The organism is Desulfobacter sp. (genome assembly GCA_028768525.1).
In the GTDB taxonomy this organism is placed as follows: domain Bacteria; phylum Desulfobacterota; class Desulfobacteria; order Desulfobacterales; family Desulfobacteraceae; genus Desulfobacter.
The window spans coordinates 5,578,220-5,603,112 of record CP054837.1 but is presented as its reverse complement, the minus strand read 5'-3'; the positions used below and the strand labels follow the sequence as shown (position 1 = coordinate 5,603,112).

Here is a 24,893-nt window from a genome sequence, read left to right as displayed (position 1 = left end):
TTCAATTTCCCACTATGAACATGAAAGGAGAACACCAATGGAAATGATTTCCTGGACCATCCCCCTGGCCATAATGACCGGATTGACTATTACGGCATACAAATACCCTGAGGCCTTCAGGAGCCGGGTTGCCTACCCCCTCCTGGCATTGTCCATACTGGCCATTGTCTTTGTTTCGGTCTTTAACCTGGGCAGCCTGGGGTCCAATGTGGGCAGCCTGGTGGAAGAGGTTACGCGGTCCGATGCGCGGACAGCGGTCATACAATTCTACGCCGGCCGGGTCAGGGAAAGATACAGCCTGCAGGTCACCACTCTCCTGGGGGGGATGACCGTAGCGGCCTATATCAGCCTGTTGATTTACCTGCCCGGAAAGCTGAACTTTAAAAAATAAAAAAACGCTTGACACTTTCACACAACGCTTCTATTGTTAGGCAAAACTAAACTTTACTCCACATCCAAACAGTCGGAGTCTTTAATAAACACATGAATAGACACGGAGAATATAATGAGCAAGGCATTGATTATCTACGGATCCACCACCGGAAACACTGAATTCACAGCAGAAACAATCGAATCCGTTCTTTCGGACAAAGGCTATGAGGTGACCCTGACCAATGTCACGGATGCGGAAGCCGGACTTCTCAACGACCCCTACGATCTATATCTTCTAGGCGCCTCCACCTGGGGGGATGCGGAAATCGAATTCCAGGAAGATTTCGAGCCTTTCTATGACAGCATGAACAACGCAATTGACCTGACCGGAAAGGCATTTGCCATTTTCGGGTGCGGAGACTCATCCTACACCTATTTTTGCGGGGCCGTGGACGCCCTGGAGGATAGGGTCAGCAAACTCGGGGGCAAGGTCATCTGCGAATCCCTGAGAATAGACGGCGAACCCGAAGAAGAAGAAATCGATGAATGGACCCAGGACGTGACCAATGCCGCATAAAAGACAGACTGCAGAAACCCGCCGGGAGAAAACGGTTTCCAAAAGCACCTTGAGGTCCCTGCTAAAGCTCATCGGCAACCTCAGCCGCACCGGCATGAAAGCCGGAAATAACGGAGACTTTAACAAAGCTTTCTTAAATCTTGAAGATGCCCTCTCCCTGTCCCGGGAACTGGATAAAAAATGCCTGGAGGCCAAGCTCCTGAACAATATAGGGATTCTTCATACCATGAACGGCAGATGGGACAAGGCCATGGCCGCCTATGACGAATCCATGGACCTTGTCTGCGACCATTACGGAACAGGCAATTTTCTATATAAAACCCTGCAGAAAAACATCGGTTACCTCTTTAACCTGGATGTTGCAGCCTAAACCAGAACAATGGATGCCCGGCCGGTTCCCTCAAGATGCCCAACCCACTGCCGGCCGGTGCATCACCAAAATAAAAGGATATAGACCATGTCCGGAAATTCATCAAAATTCTTAAACATGTGGGAAATTGAATCACATTTTAAATGCCCGGTGGCAGGCGCAATCCTGAGCGTTGAAAAGCACAGGGACATTCTGAAAAAATGCGGATACGATGTCTCCGGACTCAAATCCTATGAATATCACCAGCTCATCATGTCCCAACTCAATGACAGAAACCCGATCTCCGTAAAGGTCAACAATGTCATCCGCAGCCGTGCAAAGAAATGGATGGATATGATCGAGGGCATGGATGAGACGCAGATGCGCCGCCTGTGGGACCAAAACCTGGAATCCGGCCAGGTCGGCCCCCTGATGTACGCCATCGTCTCCTACGAAGACAGCAATCTGGATCTCCTCCAGGACGTATACGGCGAGGTTCATATGATGGCCCACGCCAACATGACCGGCATTTTCAAGGTACGCAAGGACCTGGCCGGCAACCGGGATGCCCTGGACCGGGAGAAAAAAAAGCTGAAGATAAAAACAGGGGAAAACAGGGATCTGGTAAAGCTAAGAAAAAAAGACACAAAGCGGATATCAGACCTTGAAACGGAAAACATCCGGCTGAAAAAACAGGTGGGGGTCCTCGAGCAGCGCCTGGCGCCGGAAACCCCGGCCAATGCCAACCGTATAAAGGGGCTTGAAGCCCGGGCGGCCGCCCTTGAATCCGAGCTTGAATCCGAGCTTGAAGCCCGGGCCCTTGTCCTTACCGATAAAAATGCTGAAATCCAGGCCCTCAGAATGGAACTGGCCCGGGTCCGAAATGAAAACCAAACCACCCGCCGGGAAATGGAAGCCTTTATTTCCGCCCTGGGGGATACGGCACCGCCCCCCTGCCGACAGACAGATTCAGGATGCAGAAAAGAGGCCTGCAGCCACTACCGCCTATGCGCCCGCCGGATTTTCATGATCGGCGGCATCACAAAAATGAAAGCCTATTATAAGGATATCGTTGAAAAAGCCGGCGGACAATTTGAATACCACGACGGGTACATCAAAGGAGCCGGAATGGACATTGAGGCCAGGGTCAAGCGTTCCGACCTGGTGCTCTGCCCGGTCAACTGCAACAGCCATAACGCCTGTATCCAGGTCAAAAAACTCTGTAACCAGCACAAAACCCCCCTTAAAATCCTCAGCAGTTCCAGCCTTTCCGCAGTCAGCCAGGCGGTCTTCTCCCAGGAAAAAACAACAACTCTCAACTAAGGCTCACCATTTTTTCCCTCTCCCCGCCAGGCAACAGTGCCGCCCCGGTTTCCCTTCCGGGGCGGCACTTTCTTTTTCCGGTTCTCCTGCCCTTTTGCTGCCTGCTCTCTGGACAAGGCAGGGAGTATTCTCTGGGCGATGGCCCCAAAACTGCGGCGAGAACAAATTGCCGGCCACCGACGACGACCGGCCACACCGCTTTACATTTCTATGAGAAACGCATCCTTGATCTCATCAAATTCCTTTATTTTCGCCACCAATTCCTCGGGCACATTGTTGTCCACCGAGAGGAACATGAGTGAGTCATCCGCCCCGTCAGAAACAATCATCTTGGAGATATTGACGTTGTATTCAGCCATCTTGGTTCCCACTTTGCCGATGACGCCGGGCACGTTCTTGTGGGGGGCGTAAAGCAGCCTGCCCTTGGGGTCCAGATCGAACCGGTACTCGTCTATCTTCACTATTCTGGGGTACTTGCCGTCAAACACGGTGCCTGATATTGAAAGGATGTTGCCGTCCTCTTCGTGGGCATTGAGGGTAATGAGATTGCTGAAGTTCTTGTGGCTCATCTTAAGACTTTCCACGATCTCGATACCCTTCTGCTCTGCAATGAGGGTGGCGTTCACGAAATTCACTGTTTCGGGAACGCTTCTTTCAAGCATGCCCTTGATGGCCATAAGAGAAAGGATTCTCACGTCCTCTTTATCCTCTATCTCGTTTCCGGAAAAGCTGATTTCGATTTTCTTCAGGCTGGTCTTGCTGATCTGGGAATAGAGCTTTCCGATCTTGCCGGAAAGTTCAATGAAAGAACGGAGTTTTTTGAATACCGAATCGGAAACAGAAGGGATGTTCACGGCGTTCTTCACCATCTCGCCCTTGAGGCCGGCCAGGACCTCGCTGCCCACTTCCATTCCCACCCTGAGGGCGGCTTCATGGGTGGACGCGCCCAGGTGGGGGGTGCCAACCATCGTATCGAATTTATAGATATCATTGGCATCCTGGGGCTCGTTGTCCCAAACGTCCAGGGCCACGGAAGCCAGCTTGCCGCTTTCAAGTCCTTTCACCAGGGACTGCTCATTGAAAAGGCCGCCGCGGGCAACATTGACAAGCCTGACACCGTCCTTCATCATAGCGATTTCCCTGTCGGCTACGATATCGATGGTTTCCTTTGTCCTGGGTGTATGGATGGTGATGATATCCGCTTCCTTGCATAACGCTTCCAGGGATGTCATCTTCTCAGCACCGTATTTTTCGAACCTGGAATCCGAGATATAGGGATCATAGGCAATGATCTTTTTGGGATCAAAGCCGGCCAATCTTTCGGCCACCAGTCCGCCGATCCTTCCAAGTCCGATGATACCGATCACCTTGTCCAGGAGTTCGCTTCCGGAAAACCGCTTTCTGTCCCAGCTTCCGGATTTGATAAACCTGTCGGCCCAGACGACATTGCGGGCGCTGGACAGCATCAGGGCCATGGTATGCTCTGCCGCAGAAACAATATTCGACTCCGGGGTATTGGCAATGATGACCCCTTTTTTGGTGGCGTAATCGATATTGACGTTGTCCAGACCGGAGCCGCCGCGGCCCACGATTTTCATGTTTACGGCCGTGTCGAGAAATTCCTCGTCAATGATGGTTTCACTGCGGATGACTATGGCATGATATTCCGGAATTATTTCCAGAAGCTCCGCCCTGGGCAGTTTATATTTCACGTCCACCTGGCAGCTCTCTTTAAGAACGGCAATGGCCTCTTCATCCATAAGTTCAGCGATAAGAATTTTACACCCGTTTAAGCCCATAGAAAAACCCTCCTGGATTTTAGAATTAGGATACGTCTATAATTATGGAAATCAATACCTGCGGACAAACGCCCCGATTTTTCCAATGGCGTCTGAAGCCTCCGCCAGAAAAGGGGCAAACCCTTGAAAGACATGGGGCATTCCCTCCCATACGTCAAGGGTCACATCGCACCCCTGCCCGGCTGCATGCTTTGCCAGCCGGGTGGAATCGTCAAGCAGGACTTCCAGATCACCCACCTGCAACAAGATCGGGGGCATGCCCCTGTAGTCACCAAACAATGGAGATGCATAGGGATCCGCCGGTTCAGCATTCCTGCCCAGGTATACCGGGATGAGCGCAGGTAAAACCGCCGGATTGATGATCGGGTCTACCAAAGCCCGGGATGCCAGCGAAGGGCTTCCACCGGTGAAATCGGTTGCCGGTGAAAGGGCAATCACTGCCGTTGGTAAATTCATTTCTGAGTCTTTGATTTTCAGGAGGGCGGCCAATGCCAGATTCCCCCCTGCGGAATCCCCCATTAAAAAAGCGGCCGAGGCGGGTGCCTGTCCGTCCGGCCCGTTTTCACGCATCCATTGGTAGGCCTGAACACAATCTTCCAGTCCGGCCGGGAACTGATGCTCTGGCGCCAGGCAGTAATCTACGGAAAGGACGACGGCGCCGGCCGCCCGGGAGATGCGTGACAAAAAGGCCCGGTATCCGGAAAGCGAACCCGAGACCCATGAACCGCCATGGATGTAGAGAATCCGCCGGTGCGGATCAGCACCCTCCGCGATCACCCATTCCATTGAAATGCCCCCTGCCTCTACCGGATACCACTTCCCCTGAACCATCGAGGTAGAAGGGTGAACTCGAAAATACTGGTCAATCAATTTGCGCCGGGCATCCATATCAATATCATTGATCAGCTCGAATGCCCGAGCGGCTATTGCCCTCAGATGCGCCAAAACTTTATCAATATTACCCACATGATCACCTATCGATTGCGTCTATAACTGAATCCGTTTTTATAACAAGATTTCAGATATTTCAGTATCAGGCAAGTAAAATCATTGTGATATTGTCACGCACCCTTGAATTTATAGGATTGCCGGTTAATGCCCCTGGGCCTTTGGGGTTTTGCGTTCATTGTCAATCTGGAAGGTCAGGGTGGCGGTGAGCTTCATCTGAAGGTAGTTGTCCCTGTCCGCTTCAGGGGCATCCTTTTTAATAAAGTAGCGTACAAACCACCGGCCCGCATGGGGGATGGGGATGGAAAGCCGGCTGCCTTCCACCGGGGTTTTGGGGTAGAAGTTGTCTTCGGCAAGGGTGGAGAATCCCAGGTAGGTGGCGTCCCAGGTCCCTTTTCCGGCATAGGGTTTGCCGTCCAGCATGACATCCAGTTCCAGGGGGTCACCGGGTTTCAAGGTGAAAATATCTTTCACCGGCACCAGTTCCAGGGGCAGGCCCACGGCAGCCGGAAATTCCTGGGACGGGGTTTTGCAGTTCACGTAGGTTTTGGCGTACTGCTTGGCAAAATAGCTTTTATGGACTTTTCTGGCCCTCTCTTTAATCCTGGCCATGGGTTTGATGGTGTGCCGTTCCCTGCCTTTTTTATCGGTGTAAACCGTATAATAGCCCGGGGTGGTTTCCGCGGTCAGGGTCCAGGTGCCCGGGGTGTTGTAATCCACCATATAGGAGTGGAGCCCGGTCTCGTTGCGGACCGCCATGGGGGTGGCGGTGCCGTCGGGGGCGATGACATTGACCCTGTTGAGCTTTTTCCCCCGGATGCCGTCGGCCACGGGTACATAATGGCCGTAGCAGAAGAACAGAGGCAGGGATTTGCCCGGGTCGGCAAAATAGCGGGTGGACTGGATATACAGGGAATGGGCCCGGACCTGGGGGGCGGAAAAGAGCAGGAGGCCGGCCGCCAGGGCCAGGGCCGGTTTCATTAAACTTTTGCAGAGGGGTACGCGTCTCATTTTGCATCCTTTTTTTACAGGGTTGCCTGAATAAAAAAGGTGCCGGATTCCCAGCGGAGAATTTCACTAAAGTTGGGGACAATGTGAAACATAAGGGGGAACCCGGCACCCGGGGAGTAAGGGATAAATGAGAGGTTATGTCCGTCTTACTCCATAGTCGTATTTACGAATCTGCCTATCGCTTTATTACAGGCCTTATTTACATATCCTGGGCGTTGATCCAGATCACCGCATCCCTGGAGCATTCTTTGCCCTTGTACTTGTAATCGGGATCCAGGCCCAGGGCTGCAAATCCCCACCAGCCGGCCTTGGGGATACCGAAGGTGAACACCCCGTTTTCATCGGCGAAAATGGTCTGGAGCACAAAGGCATCCTGGGGGGCTTTGGCCTTGGCTTCCTTGGCAAAGGCTTTTTTGGCCAGATCGGGCGCGTGGTTCAGGTATTCAATTTCGATTTCCGCGTTGGGAACGGGCTTGCCGTTGAACAGCACCCTGCCCTGGAAAACATTGCCGGTCCAGCGGTCATAGGGTTTGCACAGGGGAACGATTTCTGTGGGCAGCCCAACGGGCTCCATCCAGGCGCCGGGCTCTCCGCCAACGTTCACGATAACCTTGGTATTCTGTTTGATATAAGCGCCTTCTTCGGCTTCAAAATAGGGTTCCGGAACCAGGCAGAAGATATGGTCACCGCCCCTGGCGCTGTACTCGGTTTCAAAGGCTGCACCCGAATTGGTGAGGCTGGTCCAGGTGATGGGTTTGAGGGTAGGCAGCAGGTCGGTTTTCTTGGGCGCATTTTCGCCCCGGCTGCGGACCACAAAAAACTGCTCGGGTTTTCCCATATCCATGGTGTGGCCGGCCTCAAAGGGATGGGTGAAAACCAGGGCCAGGGGGATTTTACCCCCCTTGTCCATGGCGGCTTCCGGGGTGTAGATCATCTGGAAGTGGGCAAATGCAGGGGCGGTCATGGCCATGATGGCGACGCCGGCTGCGGCAGCAATCAGTTTTTTCATCTTTTTTCTCTCCTAGGTTATTTTATGGTTTCCGGCACAACGGTACCGGCTATTCGGTAATTTCCTTGCCGTCAACAACCACCTTATGGCCTTCACCGGCATCAAACACCACCTTGTAGGCAGCGGCGGGTTTGTCAAAGGTGTACTCACTGTCTTGGCTCATCTTGCCTTTGACCAGCACCTTGCCGTCCTTGTCTTCCACCCGCATCTCAACGCCCGAGGCAGAGGATCCGTCTGAAAATCCGCCTTCGCAGGTGATGGAGCCGTCTCCGTTGTCATAGCAGGAGCATAGGGGGGTGTGGGCCTGGCAGACCGGTGCACTTAAAATGCCAAGGGCCAGAAATGCCGTGATAAGCAGCTTAATTTTCATTACTCTCTCCTTAGTTAATTTAATCCAGCGTACAATTACAAAAAATACTAATTTTTGATATAAGATCATATTTGTTAGACATGACTTACTCGAAGGAACGGATCTTATTTTTCATGAAAACCAACCATTGTCAAGAACTTTTTTAAGAAAAGTTAGGAGAAAATAACTATCCCTGATCAGAGGACTGCCAGAAGAAAGAGGATGCCCATTGAAGCGACCCCGAGCCCGGCCAGGGATTCGAGACAGGATTCCATTCGGGCGGCGCCGGCACCGGCCGATACACCGCCTTTGACAAGGAGCCCTTTGCCGAATATCCCTGCAAGCACCACCGAGGAAAGGGTGGCGGCCATGCCCAGGGAAATGGAAAGACCCATGAGTACGCCGAAAAGGGTAAGATCCATGGAGATGCAGAACAGCATGGCCATGACCACACCGGGACAGGGGATGATTCCCATGGCAAGGGCGGAGAGAAGGGAGGGGGCGGTCATGCATTCAGACGCCTGCGCCCCTGGCGGAAAAATCCATTTTTTAAGGGAGCGGGCAAAGAGGAAGAGCCCGAGCAGGGCGATCAAACTATAGGAAAGAATCTGGGTGGCCCGGGTCACCGACTCCAGGGAAGATCCCACCGAGGCCTGGAAGATAAATTTTACGGCCAGGACCAGGAGTACCCCGGACATGCCGTGGCTCAAGGCCAGTACATTTCCGAAAAGCAGTCCCCGGACCACCCCGGGCCGGAATCCGAAAATATAGGAGAGGGCCACGGCCTTGCCGTGGCCGGGGCCGGCCGAGTGGACCATCCCATACACCAGGGCCGCCCCCAGCACCCAGACCAGGGGCATGGGATTATCCCGGGTCCGGGCCTCCCGGATCCATCCCGCCATTTTTGCCCGGATCTTCTGCTGGGCCATGGTGATTTTCATGAGAAAACCGGGTTCGGCACCGGCCTGGGGGGGGCGGACCGCCTCAGTCCTGGGCGGAGCAGCCCCTTCTTTTTTCTGGGTAAAGGGGTTGGCCCATGCAGTGGAGAACAGGGCCGTCGCAATCAGCATCGACAGCAGAAGAACAATGCCTGGTTTTTTCATTATTTTAACCTGAAATTCAGAAACACGGCCCAGGGATTGACCATGTCAAAGTAAATGGATGTGGATTTATCAATCTTTATGGCGTGGTTCACCTCAAATCCGCCGGCATTAACCAGGGTCACGGGTGATTTCTGTGCAAAATAAATATCCGAGTAATATTCGGTGTCATAGGGAGACACCACGATTTGCTTGGTTGTGGGAACGGCGCTGACATGGCAGGGGATAAAAAATTCATACCGCAGCTTTCCCTGTTCCAACACGGCATTGAACTTTGTTGTGAACGTCACCGGGAAGGGCCTGCCCTCTATGGAAATATGAATATAATACCCGTACTCGGCAATATACCCGAAGGCCTTTTCACGGATCACCGCCACCTCTTCAGGGCTCAGGCTGCCGTTTTTGTCCGTGTCAAAATCCTCGGCAATCATCACGGAAAACATTTCATCAAAGGTCCAGTTCACCTTAAAACCGGCCAGCCCCCTGTCGTCGAAACAAATGTCCATGCGCTGTTCTATAAAGACATGGGGATGGGCATTGATGACAGAGGGCATCACAAAAAGAAGACATGCGGCCAGTCCGGCAGCCAAGTGCCGGGCCATGGAAGTATAAAATCTCATGGCCCGGTTTTATAGTATAGTTTTCCTTTTTTTTCCACCCCGGCCGTGGCCGCAACACCTTGCCGATGCCGGCGGGCGGCCGGGTAAAAACCCCACCGCCCCCCAAAAAAAGATGATGCCTGAAATGGAATATCCATAAAATCATTTGGCTTGACAACCCCTCCATTCTATGAGAATTAGTCACCCCACTTTTTTTACACCCAAACAACAAACAAAAGCTACAATAAAATAAGTTAGGAAAGCAATCAAAATGAAGAGATACCGTATTGTACATAAGATATCCGGTGGGTTTGCCGTTTTACTGGCCTGTACCCTGCTCATAGGCGGGGCCGCACTCTATACCATGTTCATGGTGAAAAAAAAGATGGAAGTAAAGGATGGAATGGACCGGGTGGTCGCCGTAAGCGTCCAGGCCAGGCAGGCGGCCCAGCACTGGATGGTCCACAGGGAATCCCTTGCCCGGCAGGCCGAGAATGAAAAAAAGAGGGTTGAAGGGGATAAAACAAAGGACGGCGGCCCCCTGGCCCGGTATGACGGGTTAAAAAAGCAGATGGCCGACCTCAGGACCGGAATGGAAGGTTCAGGGCTTTCCTCCCTGGACAGGGCCTCCCTGGATCAGATTCTCAACGCCTTCCATGGCTATGATGCGGCATTTACATCCGCCCAGGAACAATTTATCCGGGGTGTATCCCTCATGGACCGGCTCAGGGAGCAATACCTGGCCATACTGGGCAAATCCCTCTCCCTTGAAAAAGCGGTGAAACGCCAGGAAAAAAAGCTGGAAAAAAAAGCCGCCGCCCTCAGGGAAGAAACAGCCGGCAGTACAGAAGCCGACGGCAACGGCCTTGCCCGGGCATTTGAAATTATGGACGGCATGAATCAGATATCCCAGCGCCGGGCATTTGCCGCCCTATTGATAAACAAACCCCTGGGCTTCCAGGAGATGGCCAAGGATTTTGTGCTTTACCAGGACGACACCAGCGGCCGGGGGCTGATATCAGACATGGAAAAACTGATGGGCATCGATAGGGCCGCCACCATGGGGGCCTCCCTCCCCCAGATAAAGCCCAGCTTCCCATCGGGGCGCGAGGCAAAGCTATTCGCCGGCATCACCCGTGATACCGGTATCTACCTGGAGACCTTCAAGGCCTACTTTGACCTGAATTTCACCATCCGGGACACCATGGAAAAAATGGATGAACAAAGCCGGAACCTGGAAAAGATTGTACAAGCCGTCCGGGAAGAACAGATGGAAAGGCTGGGTGCATTCCAGCGCAATGCCGCATTCTGCCTGGTGGGGCTTATCTTTCTGGCCCTGGCCGCAGGGGGAACGGCCAGTTTGAAAATCGTTGGAAATATTGTCCCCCCCATCCAGGCCCTGGCCGATATGGCCCAGCAGCTATCAACGGGAAACGCCGCAACCGATGACCGCAGGCGGGGCATCCTGGACAGGATCAAGGCCCGGGGCGATGAACTGGGGGATACCGGCAGGGCATTTTCGGCAATGACCGATTATTTTAAGGCCAAGGCGAATCTGGCTGCCGATATTGCGGACGGGAATTTACAGGCAGAGGCGGCAAAGGCTTCCGGCCAGGATATGATGGGGCATGCCTTTGAGAAAATCATTGAACGGATGGGCGCACTGCTCAGGGAGGTCAAATCATCGGCCTGCAAGGTGAATGAAGATGCGGCCAAGATCAATTCGGCCAACATGACCCTGTCAGAGTGGACCGGAAACCAGGCCCTATCCATCCAGTCCCTGCGGGAGACCGTCCGGGAAATCTCGCTTAAAAACACCGAGAATGACCGGATCGCCCGGGAGGCTGACCGCATTGCCGTTCAGTCGTCCACCCTCACCAGGGAAGGAAAAGAACAAATGGGAAATATGATTAATGCCATGTCGGATATTGACCGGTCCAGCCGGCAAATATCCGACATGGTCACCGCCATCCAGGACATTGCCGACCAGACCCGGCTGCTGGCCCTGAATGCCACCATTGAGGCGGCCAGGGCCGGGAAGGCCGGCCGGGGATTTGCCGTAGTGGCCGGAGAAATCCGCAATCTTGCGGCCCAGAGTGCGGAATCGGCCATGGAAAGCAGCCGGCTGGTGGATGAAACCCTGGAAAAGGTGGCCAATGGCAACCGGAATGTCGAAAATGCCTCGGCCGCCCTGGACCGGATTGAGGGCATCATCCGGGAGATCAATGGCGCCATGGGCCAGGCCAGAACCTCTTCCCAGCTTCAGGTCAAAGAGATCGAAAAAACCCTTTCGGAATTGGAAAATGTGGAGACCGTGGTGCAGAATACCGCAGCCAGTGCCGAGGAAACCGCCCAGATTTCAGGGTATTTGAAAGAGCAGGCCGGCCAGCTTGAGCAGAGCCTTGAAACCTTTAAAATGAAAGATCAATAAAAAATTAGCCTAATCAAACAAAAATATCTTTCTTTAATTTTGTTATTGATATCGTTTCCAGTTTATTATATCTAATGAAATCATTTTTCCAATAAAGATTAGTGGAGGACAAAATGCCCGGACAAAAAAAAACAATGTGTGGAAGAAAAAGATGCTGCAGGCTCAAGGATATCAAGCCCGGCCGGCGGGCCAGAATCCGCTGCCACCATGCCAGGGGGGCCGTTCGGCAGCGCCTGCTGGATCTGGGGTTTGTTCCGGAAACCGAAATTGAAGTGATCCGCAGGGCCCCCTTTGGCGATCCCATTGAATGCTGCGTTGCCAATTACAAGGTGGCACTCAGAAATTCCGAAGCCGGCCTCATCGAAGTCGAAAGCGATTAATCCAGATCCCAATAGAGATATAACCCAATGACAGATACCTCCCAATCCGGCCCCCAAAAATTATTGGTGGGCCTGGCCGGCCAGCAGAATGCCGGAAAATCAACCACATTCAACATGCTCACCGGCGCCAACCAGCACATTGCCAATTACCCCGGCGTCACCGTGGATAAAAAATCAGGGTCTTACCGCCACCGGGACATCCGGGTGGAAACCGTGGACCTGCCCGGCACCTACAGTCTCACCTCCTTTTCCCTTGAAGAGCGGGTGGCCCGGGATTTTCTTATATCGGAAAAGCCCGACGTGATCGTCAATGTGGTGGATGCCTCATCCCTGAAACGAAGCCTCTATTTTACCTTCCAGGTGCTGGAAATGGGGTTTCCCGTTGTGGTGGCCCTGAATATGATGGACGTGGCCCGACGCAATGGCACCAGTGTGGATCTTTCCGCCCTGGAACATAGGCTGGGCGTCACCGTCATCCCCACGGTGGGCCGCAAGGGCCGGGGAAAGACGGAGCTGAGAAACGCCATTGCGGACACGGCTGCCCGCAGGGCCCACCATCCCCTGCACATCACCTATGAAGAACTTGAACCCGCCATTGAGGCGCTGAAGCAGAGACTTGAAACAAGTCAATTGGCAGAAAACTATCCCACCCGATGGCTGGCCGTAAAGCTCATCGAAGGGGACAGCGAGGCGGAACGCATTGTCTCCCAAGGCCTGGGGGAATACTGCGAGCCCATCAAAGCCGCCCTGGAAATCCGGAAAAAATTCGAAGACAGCCATTATATGAGTGTCCCGGACTACATGGTGGGCTGCCGGGACCGGCTGGCCACGGATATCATCTCCACCTGCGTCGCCGAGGCAAAGGACGGCCGGGACAGAATTACCGAGGCCATCGATAAAATTGTCCTCAACCGATTTGCCGCCCCCCTCTTCCTCATTGCCACGGTATTTGTGATCTACCAGCTTTCCATCGTCAAGGGGTACGAGCTGACCACCTATTGGTGGCCGGTGCTGGCAAAGCTCCGGGCCATGGCGGCAGGCGTCCTGCCCGCAGCCGGCCTGCTGGAGGATCCCTATATCCGTTCCATGGGCCTGTGGATGGTGGATTCCGCCAATGCCCTGCTCAACTATATCCCCATTTTCCTCATCCTCTTTTCCCTGATCGCCATCCTTGAGGACAGCGGCTACATGGCCAGGATCGCCTTTATCCTGGACAAGCTCTTCCATGCCTTCGGGCTCCACGGCCAGTCCACCCTCCCCTATATCCTGGGCGGGGTTTTTGCCGGGGGGTGCGCCGTGCCCGGGATCATGGCCACCAAGGGCATCCCGGATGAACGGTCGCGCATGGCCACCATCCTCACGGTGCCCTATATGAACTGCCTGGCAAAAATCCCCTTTTACACCCTGCTCATCAATGTGTTTTTCGCCCCGTACAAATCCTGGGCCATGCTCTTTTTATCCACCATCACCATTTTTGTGGCCCTGCTGGTGGCCAAACTGCTCACCGCCACGGTGCTGAAACACAGGGAAACCGCCCCCTTTGTCATGGAACTGCCCAAATACCACCCCCCGACCCTCTTCGGCGTGGGCCAGCGGGCCGTTGAACGGACCTGGCAGTACATCAAAAAGGTGGGCTCCATCGTCATCGCTGTATCCGTCTGCGTCTTCACCCTCCTGCAGTTCCCCGGCATCTCCCAGGAAAAGCAGGCCAATTTTGAGGGGCAGATGGACAAGGCCGTGGCCACCTTCCACAAAAAAATCGCCCATACCCAATATGCCGACCGGTTCAGGGACGAGGCCGCCATCGTCTCCATGATCAATGTATACAACGATTTTAAAACGGCAAGGCTCACCACAAAGGGGGCTGAGGCTTCCAAGGCCCTGGCTGAAAAATTCCGGGCCGATTACCCGGAGCAGTTCAAATTCCTCAAACCCAAAAAGGACAAGGATGCAAAAGCGGTGAACAAGGCCCTGCGGGGACTGGTATCCAAACGCAAATCCCTGCGCCGCCAGATCAAGGAAGAACAGATCAGCACCAGTTTCCTGGGCATGGTGGGCCGCTCCCTGGAACCCGTCACCCAGTGGGCCGGGTTCAACTGGAAGATCAATGTGGCCATTCTCTCCTCATTTGCGGCCCGGGAATCCTCGGTGGCCACCATCGGGGTGCTTTACCAGCAGGGGGCTGATGAAAATAAAAGCCTTGAAGACCGCATGGGCGCCGAGGCGGGCCAAGGGGGACTCTCTCCCCTCCACGCCCTGGCCGTCATGGTCTTTTTCGCCCTCTACCCGCCCTGCCTGGCCGCCACCATCATGATAAAGGTCCAGACCGGTTCCTATAAATGGATGGTCTTTTCAATGGTCTTTCCCACCACCCTGGGATTCATCACAGCCTGTTTGATCTATACCGGCGGCAAGGCCCTGGCCCTCTCCGGCATCCAGATGATGGGCGTGTTCTACGGAGCAGTGGTGCTCACGGCGGTGTGTACGGGCCTGTTCAACTCCTGGAAAGGGCAGCCCCTGCCCGCCCCTGAAGAGGCCCCCGGGCTGCTCTAAAAAAACAAAGACGGGGAGTCCTGGCAATTGGTGCAGGCCTCCCCAAATCCATACATCACCAGCAAAGGAAAAAAGATGACCCGATTACCCCAAATCCAGACAGAATACAGAACACTGCACAACCTGCTCAATCTCAGCTATCTGCCGGCCATCCTCAATGCGGCCGTGGATATCGGCCTTTTCCAGGCCCTGGACGGTAATGAAAGCGATATTGACCGGCTCTGCGAGAAACTCAACACCGAAAAAGGAATCACGGCGGCACTGTGCAATGTCCTCATGGCCATGGACCTGATCCGGATCAGTCAGGGAAAATACCGGCTGGCAGCGGTGGCCCAGGAATTTCTGGTGGAATCCTCCCCGGTCAACCAGCTTCTCGGGATCCGGCAGTACTCCGGCAGTTCAGGGCCCTTTGACCACCTGGTTAATGCGCTCAAGGGCGAAATCCCTGAATTCAACCCGAAGATGTGGGCAAACAAAGCGGCGGCCCAGCGGATGGAACAGGGCGCCAAAGCCGGGGCCATACAGAATGTCGTGGAATTTGTCACCGCCCTGCCCGGATTTCAGAGCCTGCACAGCCTCTGCGATCTTGCCGGTAATATCGGCCATTATTCAGCGGCCATCTGCGCGGAAAACCACACCCTTACCGCCCATGTCTATGACCTGTCCGAGGTGGTGGCCCTGGCCCCCGGGCTCAGGAAGGGAAAAATTGCAGAGCGGATCCGTTTCCATGCCTGCGATCTCTCCCGGGAAATTGATTTAGGCCGGGGATACGATCTGTTTTTCGTCTCCCATTTTCTTTACGGCCACGGTGCCGAGAATACCCTGATACCGCTTCTGCGAAAGATCAACCAGGCCATGGCCCACAGCGGCTATTTCGTATCCCATCACATTTCCGGAGACGGGGACGGGCCCCTGGCCCTGCCCATGGCCATGGTCGAACTGATGACAAAAGCCATGGGATATCCCACCCACACGCTGCCGGTGGACCGGTTGAAAGGGGCCCTGGCCGAAGCGGGATTTGGCGAATTCATAGTCAAGGAGCCGGATCAAACGCTGGATTATCCCACAACCTTGCTGGCCGCAAAAAAGATAAAAGAATCAGAATAACCTGCTGCAGGGCAGCCGGAATCCCGCATCTCCGGCTGCCCCAGCCGATGGCGGTCTTTGGCCGCCCCCTCCTACCCCCTTGCCAGCAGCAGGCTTTTTCCCCCTTTTCCCCGGGGCCTGTCAGCGATGGAGAGCCCATTCTCCTCTGCCGCCCCGGCAATTTCCTCGAACCGGGCCCCTGAAACATGGAAAGGGGGCTCCACAACGAGGAACCTGCCCCCCGGTGCAAGGTGGGGGGCGGCCTGGGCAAAAAAGGCGTTAAAATCCGGGGTCTCGTGAACCATATAAAAAGCCAGGATGAAATCGGCTGAAACGGCCGGATCAAGGGCCAGGTCTGTTGAATGGCACTGATGGAGGCGGATGACATGGGACAAATTTTCAGCCTCTGCCTTGGCGCCCACCTTGGCCAGCATCTCTTTCTGGAGGTCCACCGCAATCATCCGGCCGCCCTCCCCGACCATTTTCGCCATTTCCAGGGAAAAGAACCCGGGGCCGCAGCCAAGGTCCAGAACGGTATCCCCGGATGAGATATAGGGGCCGACGATCTTCCGGGGATCCTGAAATAACCTGCGGATAAAATTATCCAGAAAAAATGAAATCCTGTGGCTGCATACATCGCCTTTAAATGCTGAATTATACATGGTGAATTCCTTTTAATATATTGTTTAGGTAGTATACACTTTAGGCAAAAAAAATCATCCGGCTGCGCCGGTTCTGCGAACCAGAAAATCCTCCACCCGGCCCAGAAAATCAAGAATCACCTTAACATCGTTCCCATCCAGGGCATGGAGGTATTCACTGAACCCCCCGTCCATGGTTTCATGCCAGTGGCGATGGGCCCAATAGGCGGTCTTTCCCTTGGCCGTCAGGGTCACCACCACCCGGGCCAGATTTTCAGGATCGGGGGATTTGACGGCCAGCCCTTTTGTTTCAAGCCGCTTTAGGTTTTGGGAGACCGCGCCCTTGGTCACGCCGAGGCACCGGGCCATGTCCGTCACCCCCATGCCCCTGTTGTCGCCGATGATTTCAATGAGATGGATTTCCGAATGGGAAAGGTCCTGGTCGGTTCCGAATTTTTTGGGCGCCCTGTCCAGTTTCAAGGCCAGTTCCATGAGGGACTGGAATTTACCGTGGATCTTGAGGATATCGTTCTTCATGGCAAAAACGTATACCAGCTAAACACACATGTCAACACAGGAAAAAACTTTTCCGTAAAAACAGCAGGCAGGCCGGGATCACCGGCCGTCGGATCCGGACCCCCGGCCTGCCCTCAGCATATCAGCAGCTGGGTATCAATAATAGGATGCCAGCTTGTAAATCCGCTCCAGGCGGCTGAGGAACCCGTCATTTACCTCGGGATAGTGGGCCAGCCCTTTGAAATATTCTTTTCCGTCCACTGCGGTCATGGGGCAGTCCACCTCAAAGCCCTGCTCTTCCAGCGCGGTTCGCCAGCTGTCTGTGTCCCCCATGAGGTCCTCTTCGGCATGGAGGCCGGCAAAATACATCATGGGGATGATTTTGATCCGCCGGTATTTGCCGGCAAGGTCCTCCCGGGCCATCCTGGCGAACACGGCCCCATGGTCGGGCACCCCTTCAACGGCAGCCACCCCCACATTGGGGTAGCGGTCGGCCAGCAGCCGTTCCAACCCCAGGTAAATGATATTGGCAGGATCCGCCGCCAGGGGGGTCCCGTGGATGGCCATCAGGTTATACCCCTCCTGGGGGCTTAAGAATTCGGGTTCAATGGCGTCAAGGATTTCATTTACAAACTCCCAGCGGTGGAGCAGGCTCTCTCCGAGGAAGACCCGCATTCCCGGAAAAAAGCTGCAGGTCTCCGCCAGCTGCTGGTACTCGGTTCCCGGAAAAATATGAAGGGCCTGGACCACGGCCTTGCGGTACCCGTCGGCCTCCACCCGGGCAAGGGTCTCCTGGAGGCTGGGCAGGCCGAGTTTTTTGCGGATGATCTCAGAGGTATAGGCCCAGTAGATTTTCTGGTCCGGGTAATGCTCGGCCAGTTTCCTGGAGAAAAGGTCAAGGGCGATTTTTGCCCGGCTGGTACTTCCGAAGGCGGCAATGACAATGGCCGGTTTGGGCTGCAGTTCAGGCAGCCTCATCTTGCGTGCGATATATCCGTTCTGGTGCATACAGTCTCCCTTTGTTTGGGGAAACCGTTTTTATTCCCGGATTAATGAAAACACCTTTTACCATGGATGCTTTGCAATTATTCAGGCAGGTCTTCTGACTTCCGGATCATTCTACTTGCTGCGCCTTCCCGACAGGTGTCAGTGACCAAATGCAGCCCTCGTCCCCGGTTACAGCGGCGGGCCCGTTCCGGAATTCAACCGGATTCCCTTTTCATCCCCGGAATGGGGAACCTGAATACATACCGGCGGTTTATAGGATGCAGCATCTGTTTTGTCAAGAACAACCCATGATTCCAAGTGAAAAGGCGGCGAATATGCCAGGTAGGCCTCCGGGTTCAAAAAAATGGGGGAATGATACGGGTATCAGCTAGTGCCCGGTAGGAATGGCGGCCTGAATCACCTGCCCATAGGACCCGTCTGCCTTCATTTCAGCCAGGGCGGCATTGAATTTTTCAAGAAGGGCTTTCCTCCTGGCCTTTTTGGCGAAGACAAGATAGGTCCCGTTCACTGCCACCGGCTTGGGCAGGGCGACCACCTGGTCCTGGATGCCCGTCTGCCGGATGATCAATTCTCCTGTCAGTTTAATGGAAAACAGGCAGGAGATATTTCCATTCAACAGCCTTTTAAAGGTGACATGGTCATTGACGCCGGCCCGGATCATTACATTCCCCTCTTTTCTGAAGCGGTCAAAGGCATCGCCGTAGCTCCATCCCTGTAAGACACCGATGGTTTTCCCTTTCAGATCGGAAAGGGTGTTGAAGCGAAAGGGGTGATCTTTTCTCACATAAATCAATACATTTTCCGTATAAAGGAGATCGGAATAATCGAAGATTTTCAGGCGCTCCCGGGTTTTATAAATCCCCCCGACCCCGGACAATCCATCCCTGCACATCTTCAGTGCCCGTTTCCATGGATAGGCTTTCACCGCCACCCTTCCCCCCATGCGCTTAAATACGGCAGCAATCAGTTCCGGGTAAATTCCGGCAGCCGCATTGTTTTCCTGGTACATAAAAGGGGGGTTGCCCTGGTCAACGGAAACAACAATCTTCTCTTTTCCAAGAGCAGTGGAAGATGAAAGAACACCTAAAACAACGCAGATAAAGGGAATTATTTTTTTAAGGACTATCATTCCGGTGTCTGGTTAACCGCTCCTCCCCAACCAAGGGTATTTTAAGACGCCATTAATAATTATGGAATCATTCCGGGGGCCCGGCAGGATTTAAACCTATCAATTTCCTATGTTTTCGTCAATCAGGCAAAAATTTTCGGCCAGGTGAAAGGGCCGGCCTCTATGGGCGTCCCGATCGGTAGAGGCGTTCCTGCACTGACCGGGGCGTGGTCTTATCCAGCACAACGGCAATGAGGATGATACCCATGCTGTTCACGGCCAGCCGGATCAGGGTATATTTCAGGCCGATGCTGGAGGCCTCAAAAAGGATCATGGGCAGCTTTGTGGTGGACCAGGCCCCGATGAATATGAAAATATTAATCAGGGAGGCCCCTTTTTTCAGGAGCACTCCTGCAATGGGGAAAGCGATATACAAGGGACCTGCTGCGGCAGACCCCATGACATAGGCCAGAACCGCCCCTCTTATGCCGGATCCCGGCCCCATGTGCGGCATGAGCTTCTCCCGCTCCACCCACACATCCAGCAGGCCCAGCAGGATAAAAATCGGCGGAATAAAGGTAATCAGGTCCAAAACCGCATTCCATTCAATGCTGAAGGCGGCAATCCCCTTATCGGGAAACACCAGGACCAGGCCGGCGTTCAACGCCAGCAGTGCCATTGCAAACCGATACCGTTTCATCACAGCAGCCATTACATCAGCACTCCCATCACGATTGCACAGACAACTGAATGCCCGAAGGCCAGCATTGTCCGCCGGATGGCGATTCCTTTGCCAAAATAATCGATTTCCATGGGGATGGTGATAATGCCCACCATCATCAGGGCGGTGATGAACATGGTAATCTGCATATATCCGGCCCCGGCCGCAAGCAGAGAGGCCGCCAGGGGATAGGCCACAAATGCGGGGATAAATACAATGGATCCCACCACTGCGGCAATGCCCATTCCGAGTATTCCGGAGGACTCTCCCAGCAGCCTGGAGATGGTGGACTCATCCAGAAACGCCAGGGATATTCCCATGAGAACAATGATGCACAAGAATTGCGGCAGGATATTCTCCAATGACTTCCAGGCCTTTTTCAGGGCCATGCGGGTCTTGGTTTTACTTTTCCTGAAAGAGAGCACAAGGCAGACGGCGGCCGCACCGTAAAGCGCCAGGGTAAACATATTCGGTTCCTTGACCTTTTTCGTTAAATGCCATCCTCCAGCTTGGGAGGTAGTGCATTATTTTGCGTTTCCCCCCTAAAGTCAAGGCGATAAAACCGGTGGCCGTCCGGGGCCCCCTGGACATTGGTCCGCGTCCCAGGGCTGGGGAGGGTTGGGGATTTTTGGAATGGCAGGCGTTCCGGCCGGGATAATCAATTAAACTTTTTTAAAATTTTTTCATAGGCATTGCTACGTTTCAGTTTTCCCAGTGCCCTGGAAAAAGTCTCAGACAATCCGCCATGGTTTTTCTTCTTTGAGAAACCTAAATAAAGCGGTTCCTTTGATACGACTGGAAATAACGGGGCAACCCCATTCTCAACGCCCATTTGCTTTACCAGCATTTCTATCACCCGGTTATTGCCAATTATAAGGTGGCATCTCTTTCCAAGAAGCGCCTTGATCAAAGAGGTTTCCGTTTCCAACCGATAAATATTGTCCAGCTTGGCGCTGTCAAACACCGGTCCATAGCTGTAATTCCGTATTGCCCCGATTTTAAGGGATGACAAGGCCCCAAGATCTCCATCATACGTGAGGGACGTATTGTTCAATTTGAAAAACTGATTGATTTCATATGCAAGAATATTGTTAGAAAAATGCATAAACCGTTCTCTTTCCGCAGTTTTAAAAAGATTCATCATGGCATCGGCATTTCCCGATTCCACCATGCGGAGGCATCTTGACCACGGGTATTGCTTGAACTTGATTCCAATATTTATATCCTCAGCAACGGCCTGAATAACCTCAATTATGAATCCCGTCTCATGGCCTGATTCATCCATAAAATGATATGGGGGGAAATCCTGGCCGCGAACGATGGTTATTAAGGATTGCGCATTCGCCACCTGGGTGGAAACGAACAACAAGACAGACACCAATAAAATGTGTTTCATGTTTTTATCCCTTGTGCACCTGTACTGCCTTGGTCTTTGCCCATGGCGGACTGCCGGTTAAGATGGAAGTGCCATAAGAACAGGGGAGACTCCCCTCTTTTACGAATTGCTCAGTCCGGCCGTAAAATTTTCATCGGTACGCCACTGGACATGTCTAATGTGCTGTGTAAAATTATGGATCATTGTAGATGCTTGCAACATTTTTTGCAACAATGAGGTCAAGGCGGCTTAAACGGCACCCCATCAACTTATGTGATCCGGAGAATTCAGTGAACAATATTTTTAACGGTATTCCAGAACAGATTCCCGAGGAAATCTTCGAGGATATTATCAGAACAGATAATATCAGAATCGAAAGAATCGTCTCAAAAGGGCAGAGCTCTCCGGAAAAGGGGTGGTATGATCAACCTGAAAATGAATGGGTAATGGTGCTTTCGGGCTATGGGATTATTGAATTTGACGATGGCCGAATAATCACCATGACCAAAGGGGACCACCTCAATATAAAGGCAAATGAAAGGCACAGGGTGAAAGCGACATCACCGGATGAAGCAACCATCTGGCTGGCCGTATTCTACACCCCATCCTGAAAAGCCAAGGATTTGACACACCTGGAAAAAAATGCCGTATGGCCCAAAAATTGTTAAAACACTTGCCCCCTGCAGGGTTTGTGGTTATCGGTTATACTCATTCGGGCCTGGGCTCCGCCCTTCTTTCAATGGTATAGTTGACAGGATACTCGGTTTCATATTCCAGGTATTCCCTGGTCTGATGGACCAGATCAGGAGAGACATAGTTCTTTGCCGCCAAAGTAAACACCGCTCCTTTCATACCCGGGTTATAAAAAATAAGGTTTTTTTCCAGCATTTTTCTTTCCATAGACACCTCCTTATCACATGCAGAGGGCAAGCATGCCATGGTAACACCATGCATAGACATTCCAGGAACAGATTCATTTTTAAGGTTAATAAGGACTTCGGGAGGGAAACGCTTTGCGTAATTTTGTTTTTTCGACCCAATTCCAAATCGGCTGGAATTTCAGCAGGGTGTCACCTATATCCATCATACCGCCGTGGAAAAAATTGTCAAGAATTGAAAAGGGTTGGACACATAACAAGAAAAATTCCCCTGTAATCCACCTTGTAATCCAATTGCAACCGACTTGCAACCTACTTGCAACCGACTTGCAATATTTGAACAATCAGCTTAATTAACAATGGAATCAACCGCAGCCCCCAAATGCCCGATTCCGGCGGCGGTGTAATTTCAATACAGAACCTGACCAGGGCGTTTACCGGTGATTGCCATGCACATTGACTATTTGAAAAACAGCCCCCATTTCGCAGAAGAACTAAACCGCCTTTGTTTCAATGAGTGGGGCTATTTGTTTCCGGGCTCCACATCAGAAGAATGGCTTGCCAGATTGAAGGATCGAATGAATGACAAGGCCATTCCTCTGGCACTGGTTGCCAGCAGGAAGGATGAATTTATGGGGACGGCCTCTTTGTTCCAGTGCGATATGGAAGACAGGCAGCATCTCTTCCCCTGGCTTGCCGCTGTCTTTGTAAAATCCGAATTCAGGAATCAGGGAGTGGGAACGCGGCTGCTCAACTCAATAGATGCGGAATGCCTCAAACTTGGATATGACCGCTATTACCTGTATACCGGCGAAGCCAGAAACTTTTATCTAAAGCGCGGATGGGCCGTGATCGAAGAACGCAGATACCATGGGGAAGAGGTTGTCGTCATGGGTAAAACCATCAATTCGCCGCCTGTGTAAAAGCGTTTTTACTCCGGCCCCTGAAAAACCGGCTGAGGGGTGAATACAACGGGGACACAGGGGTAACGCATTTAAGAACCGGAACAAAAAAAGGGATAGGAAAACATAGGCACCGGCCTTGAACGGTGACAGATTTCGGCTTGCGCTTTTTATTCCATGGATTTAAACTATAACCAGTCCGGCACAATGCGGCGATGTATCAAGAAAAACACCTTCAGTGCGGCGGCTCTCTTTTCAAGTAAAATCTCCAGGGACCATTCAACTCCATCTGATGTGTCGGGCTTGGCCTGACAGGCTGTGGGATATACATAAAAAGGAGAGGGCCCATGATACCATCAACAAGCCTAGGGCGCTTACACGAATTATTCTCCAACGTAGCCCATGATGAATGGGCATTATTTGCATGCGGCATTCTTGCCGGTATGACCCTGTGGATTATTTTCTACCGGCGATTCGTAAAGCAGTTCTTTCACCGGCTGGAAAAACGGATAAAAAAAGAGGTGCTAAACATACTTGCCCAATCTGCCGTGGGCGCTGTGATCATCTTTTTCAACGTATTGCTGGTCAACCACGGCGAGCTGAATCGTAATTTTCTCTTGGCAGCGGTTGGGCTGACCGGTTTTTTATTCGGCTTATGGGTGTTTATACCGGCGGAAAAGAGTTCCGATCAGCGCCTGGATTCCTAAGGGATGCCGGGGTAACGAACATGAGTTTTAACGAGGGAGGCTGCATCCATGATACAAGTTGATTTGCCGGCCGCATTTGCCATCGGCCAGACCTATGCCCTGCTTTCAAAAAACTATCTAAAGACGGAAGACCATCTATTCACCAGCAAGCCCCTGGGGATACTGAATTTCTATCTTGGCTGCGGCTTTGTGCCGGGCGGACTTTATCTCATCTCCGCATATCCGGCATGGGAAGCCATGTACAAAACAGCCTGGCTGGACACCCCGTTTAATAATCCCCCGGTGGCCTATTTTACGGTGATCTTTGTGATACTGATGATACTGCTGGGAAACATGGGGTATATTTTCGGCCATTGGTGTTACAAAACCGGCAAAGACAGCCTCGTCCCCCTGACAATGGGGGCGGGGTATGTTTTTACGGTATTGCCTTTTATCCTGGACTGGGGAGTATGGATGAAAATAGGCACCTATGAAGAGGTGGTCATAAAAGGGGGCGGGTACAGTTTCTGGGAGCCCCCGTTCTTCTTCGGTTGGGCCATTATCATGGCCTGGCTTGGTCTAACCACAATTGGGACCGGCATCTGGTTTAAAAAGAGAGCTGATACATTCCGCACCCGATCAATCCATATACGCTCCTCATCCTAGATGAGCCCAGCCGCTCCCTCTGGCAGGCAGTGGGGATTTGTGGTACAGTCAACCCACCGGTTTAACCAGACGCAAAAGGAACACATATGGAGCTTCACCGCCTGTCCGAATTGATTGTTGAATTCTATGAAAAACTCTCCTCCTGGGAGGAAGCCGTGGTCCGGGACAGCGGATTGACCACGGCCCAGGCCCATACCATTGAAATGGTAGGCCATTCAGGTCCCATCAAGATGAAGGACCTGGCTGAAAAAATCGGAGTGACCACCGGCACCCTCACCGTGGCCGTGGACCGGCTGGAGAAAAAGAACCTGCTCAAAAGAAAACCCCACGAAACAGACCGCCGTTCCTTTATCATTGAGCTGACCCCCGAGGGGGAAAAGGCCTTTGAAGAGCACCACAACTTCCACATCCAAATGACCCAGGAACTGGTCTCCGGCCTCAGCCCCGAGGATCAGGACCACTTTTCCCGGATCATCAAAACCATGCTCACAAAAATTTAATCCCCG

General features: G+C 52.9%; 28 protein-coding genes and 1 riboswitch. Of the genes, 13 read left to right on the top strand and 15 right to left on the bottom strand.

The window, feature by feature from the left end; all coding sequences use genetic code 11:
• The first annotated feature begins 37 nt into the window (after positions 1–37).
• The 4 genes from HUN04_24715 to HUN04_24700 all read left to right on the top strand — a co-directional run bounded on the left by HUN04_24715 (position 38) and on the right by HUN04_24700 (position 2,621).
• A complete protein-coding gene (locus HUN04_24715) occupies positions 38–391 on the top strand; it encodes a hypothetical protein (GenBank protein ID WDP92749.1) in 354 nt (117 codons plus the stop codon).
• Between the two features lie 114 nt (positions 392–505).
• Positions 506–949 (top strand): flavodoxin, encoded by a 444-nt coding sequence (locus HUN04_24710; protein ID WDP92748.1) that lies wholly within the window; start codon positions 506–508, stop codon positions 947–949.
• A 94-nt stretch (positions 950–1,043) separates the two neighbouring features.
• Positions 1,044–1,319, top strand: coding sequence for a tetratricopeptide repeat protein (locus HUN04_24705; GenBank protein ID WDP93401.1), 276 nt, complete (start codon positions 1,044–1,046; stop codon positions 1,317–1,319).
• A gap of 87 nt (positions 1,320–1,406) precedes the next feature.
• Positions 1,407–2,621, top strand: coding sequence for a DUF2325 domain-containing protein (locus tag HUN04_24700; protein ID WDP92747.1), 1,215 nt, complete (start codon positions 1,407–1,409; stop codon positions 2,619–2,621).
• 200 nt (positions 2,622–2,821) lie between these two features.
• Here the strand turns inward: HUN04_24700 and HUN04_24695 are convergent, their stop codons facing one another.
• The 7 genes from HUN04_24695 to HUN04_24665 form a co-directional block, all read right to left on the bottom strand.
• A complete protein-coding gene (locus HUN04_24695) occupies positions 2,822–4,420 on the bottom strand; it encodes a phosphoglycerate dehydrogenase (GenBank protein ID WDP92746.1) in 1,599 nt (532 codons plus the stop codon).
• Positions 4,421–4,471: 51 nt separating this feature from the next.
• A complete protein-coding gene (locus HUN04_24690) occupies positions 4,472–5,206 on the bottom strand; it encodes an alpha/beta hydrolase (protein WDP92745.1) in 735 nt (244 codons plus the stop codon).
• 306 nt (positions 5,207–5,512) lie between these two features.
• Positions 5,513–6,379, bottom strand: a complete 867-nt coding sequence (locus HUN04_24685; protein ID WDP92744.1) for a DUF4198 domain-containing protein — start codon at positions 6,377–6,379, stop codon at positions 5,513–5,515.
• 199 nt (positions 6,380–6,578) lie between these two features.
• Positions 6,579–7,388 carry a DUF4198 domain-containing protein gene (locus HUN04_24680; protein ID WDP92743.1) on the bottom strand — a complete coding sequence of 270 codons (810 nt, stop codon included), beginning with the start codon at positions 7,386–7,388 and terminating at the stop codon, positions 6,579–6,581.
• Between the two features lie 49 nt (positions 7,389–7,437).
• On the bottom strand, positions 7,438–7,758 hold the full coding sequence (locus HUN04_24675) for a hypothetical protein (protein ID WDP92742.1): 321 nt from the start codon (positions 7,756–7,758) through the stop codon (positions 7,438–7,440).
• Between the two features lie 176 nt (positions 7,759–7,934).
• The gene (locus HUN04_24670) at positions 7,935–8,840 is read right to left on the bottom strand and encodes a hypothetical protein (GenBank protein WDP92741.1); all 906 of its coding nucleotides are present in this window, start codon (positions 8,838–8,840) and stop codon (positions 7,935–7,937) included.
• On the bottom strand, positions 8,840–9,439 hold the full coding sequence (locus HUN04_24665) for a DUF1007 family protein (protein ID WDP92740.1): 600 nt from the start codon (positions 9,437–9,439) through the stop codon (positions 8,840–8,842). The genes HUN04_24670 and HUN04_24665 overlap by 1 nt, the downstream gene beginning before the upstream one ends.
• Positions 9,440–9,707: 268 nt before the next feature.
• On the opposite strand from HUN04_24665, the gene HUN04_24660 reads away from it, so the two are divergent.
• The 4 genes from HUN04_24660 to HUN04_24645 all read left to right on the top strand — a co-directional run bounded on the left by HUN04_24660 (position 9,708) and on the right by HUN04_24645 (position 15,907).
• Positions 9,708–11,867 (top strand): hypothetical protein, encoded by a 2,160-nt coding sequence (locus HUN04_24660; GenBank protein WDP92739.1) that lies wholly within the window; start codon positions 9,708–9,710, stop codon positions 11,865–11,867.
• 134 nt (positions 11,868–12,001) lie between these two features.
• Positions 12,002–12,247 (top strand): ferrous iron transport protein A, encoded by a 246-nt coding sequence (locus tag HUN04_24655; GenBank protein WDP93400.1) that lies wholly within the window; start codon positions 12,002–12,004, stop codon positions 12,245–12,247.
• Between the two features lie 27 nt (positions 12,248–12,274).
• The gene (gene feoB, locus HUN04_24650) at positions 12,275–14,800 is read left to right on the top strand and encodes a ferrous iron transport protein B (protein ID WDP92738.1); all 2,526 of its coding nucleotides are present in this window, start codon (positions 12,275–12,277) and stop codon (positions 14,798–14,800) included.
• A gap of 75 nt (positions 14,801–14,875) precedes the next feature.
• On the top strand, positions 14,876–15,907 hold the full coding sequence (locus HUN04_24645; protein WDP92737.1) for a hypothetical protein: 1,032 nt from the start codon (positions 14,876–14,878) through the stop codon (positions 15,905–15,907).
• A gap of 71 nt (positions 15,908–15,978) precedes the next feature.
• On the opposite strand, the gene HUN04_24640 is transcribed toward HUN04_24645, so the two are convergent.
• From HUN04_24640 to HUN04_24610, 7 genes are all read right to left on the bottom strand, one after another.
• A complete protein-coding gene (locus HUN04_24640) occupies positions 15,979–16,548 on the bottom strand; it encodes a class I SAM-dependent methyltransferase (GenBank protein ID WDP92736.1) in 570 nt (189 codons plus the stop codon).
• A gap of 54 nt (positions 16,549–16,602) precedes the next feature.
• Positions 16,603–17,064, bottom strand: a complete 462-nt coding sequence (locus tag HUN04_24635; GenBank protein WDP92735.1) for a MarR family transcriptional regulator — start codon at positions 17,062–17,064, stop codon at positions 16,603–16,605.
• A gap of 135 nt (positions 17,065–17,199) precedes the next feature.
• Positions 17,200–18,051 (bottom strand): sirohydrochlorin cobaltochelatase, encoded by an 852-nt coding sequence (locus tag HUN04_24630; GenBank protein WDP92734.1) that lies wholly within the window; start codon positions 18,049–18,051, stop codon positions 17,200–17,202.
• A 66-nt stretch (positions 18,052–18,117) separates the two neighbouring features.
• A riboswitch (cobalamin riboswitch) is annotated at positions 18,118–18,301 on the bottom strand.
• A gap of 117 nt (positions 18,302–18,418) precedes the next feature.
• Positions 18,419–19,180: an amino acid ABC transporter substrate-binding protein gene (locus HUN04_24625; GenBank protein ID WDP92733.1), complete on the bottom strand. Its 762-nt coding sequence runs from the start codon at positions 19,178–19,180 to the stop codon at positions 18,419–18,421.
• A 160-nt stretch (positions 19,181–19,340) separates the two neighbouring features.
• Positions 19,341–19,871, bottom strand: coding sequence for a permease (locus tag HUN04_24620; GenBank protein WDP92732.1), 531 nt, complete (start codon positions 19,869–19,871; stop codon positions 19,341–19,343).
• Complete coding sequence (locus tag HUN04_24615; GenBank protein ID WDP92731.1) at positions 19,871–20,347, bottom strand: permease; 477 nt, start codon at positions 20,345–20,347, stop codon at positions 19,871–19,873. The genes HUN04_24620 and HUN04_24615 overlap by 1 nt, the downstream gene beginning before the upstream one ends.
• A gap of 191 nt (positions 20,348–20,538) precedes the next feature.
• Positions 20,539–21,276 (bottom strand): transporter substrate-binding domain-containing protein, encoded by a 738-nt coding sequence (locus HUN04_24610; GenBank protein WDP92730.1) that lies wholly within the window; start codon positions 21,274–21,276, stop codon positions 20,539–20,541.
• A gap of 269 nt (positions 21,277–21,545) precedes the next feature.
• On the opposite strand from HUN04_24610, the gene HUN04_24605 reads away from it, so the two are divergent.
• The gene (locus HUN04_24605; protein ID WDP92729.1) at positions 21,546–21,866 is read left to right on the top strand and encodes a cupin domain-containing protein; all 321 of its coding nucleotides are present in this window, start codon (positions 21,546–21,548) and stop codon (positions 21,864–21,866) included.
• Between the two features lie 97 nt (positions 21,867–21,963).
• Here HUN04_24605 and HUN04_24600 read toward each other — a convergent pair whose 3' ends face one another.
• Positions 21,964–22,155 (bottom strand): hypothetical protein, encoded by a 192-nt coding sequence (locus HUN04_24600; protein ID WDP92728.1) that lies wholly within the window; start codon positions 22,153–22,155, stop codon positions 21,964–21,966.
• 427 nt (positions 22,156–22,582) lie between these two features.
• On the opposite strand from HUN04_24600, the gene HUN04_24595 reads away from it, so the two are divergent.
• The 4 genes from HUN04_24595 to HUN04_24580 all read left to right on the top strand — a co-directional run bounded on the left by HUN04_24595 (position 22,583) and on the right by HUN04_24580 (position 24,887).
• Positions 22,583–23,056, top strand: a complete 474-nt coding sequence (locus tag HUN04_24595) for a GNAT family N-acetyltransferase (GenBank protein WDP92727.1) — start codon at positions 22,583–22,585, stop codon at positions 23,054–23,056.
• 326 nt (positions 23,057–23,382) lie between these two features.
• Positions 23,383–23,742: a hypothetical protein gene (locus HUN04_24590; GenBank protein WDP92726.1), complete on the top strand. Its 360-nt coding sequence runs from the start codon at positions 23,383–23,385 to the stop codon at positions 23,740–23,742.
• Between the two features lie 48 nt (positions 23,743–23,790).
• Positions 23,791–24,387 carry a hypothetical protein gene (locus HUN04_24585; GenBank protein ID WDP92725.1) on the top strand — a complete coding sequence of 199 codons (597 nt, stop codon included), beginning with the start codon at positions 23,791–23,793 and terminating at the stop codon, positions 24,385–24,387.
• A gap of 86 nt (positions 24,388–24,473) precedes the next feature.
• Positions 24,474–24,887: a MarR family transcriptional regulator gene (locus HUN04_24580; protein ID WDP92724.1), complete on the top strand. Its 414-nt coding sequence runs from the start codon at positions 24,474–24,476 to the stop codon at positions 24,885–24,887.
• The last annotated feature ends 6 nt before the right edge of the window (positions 24,888–24,893 follow it).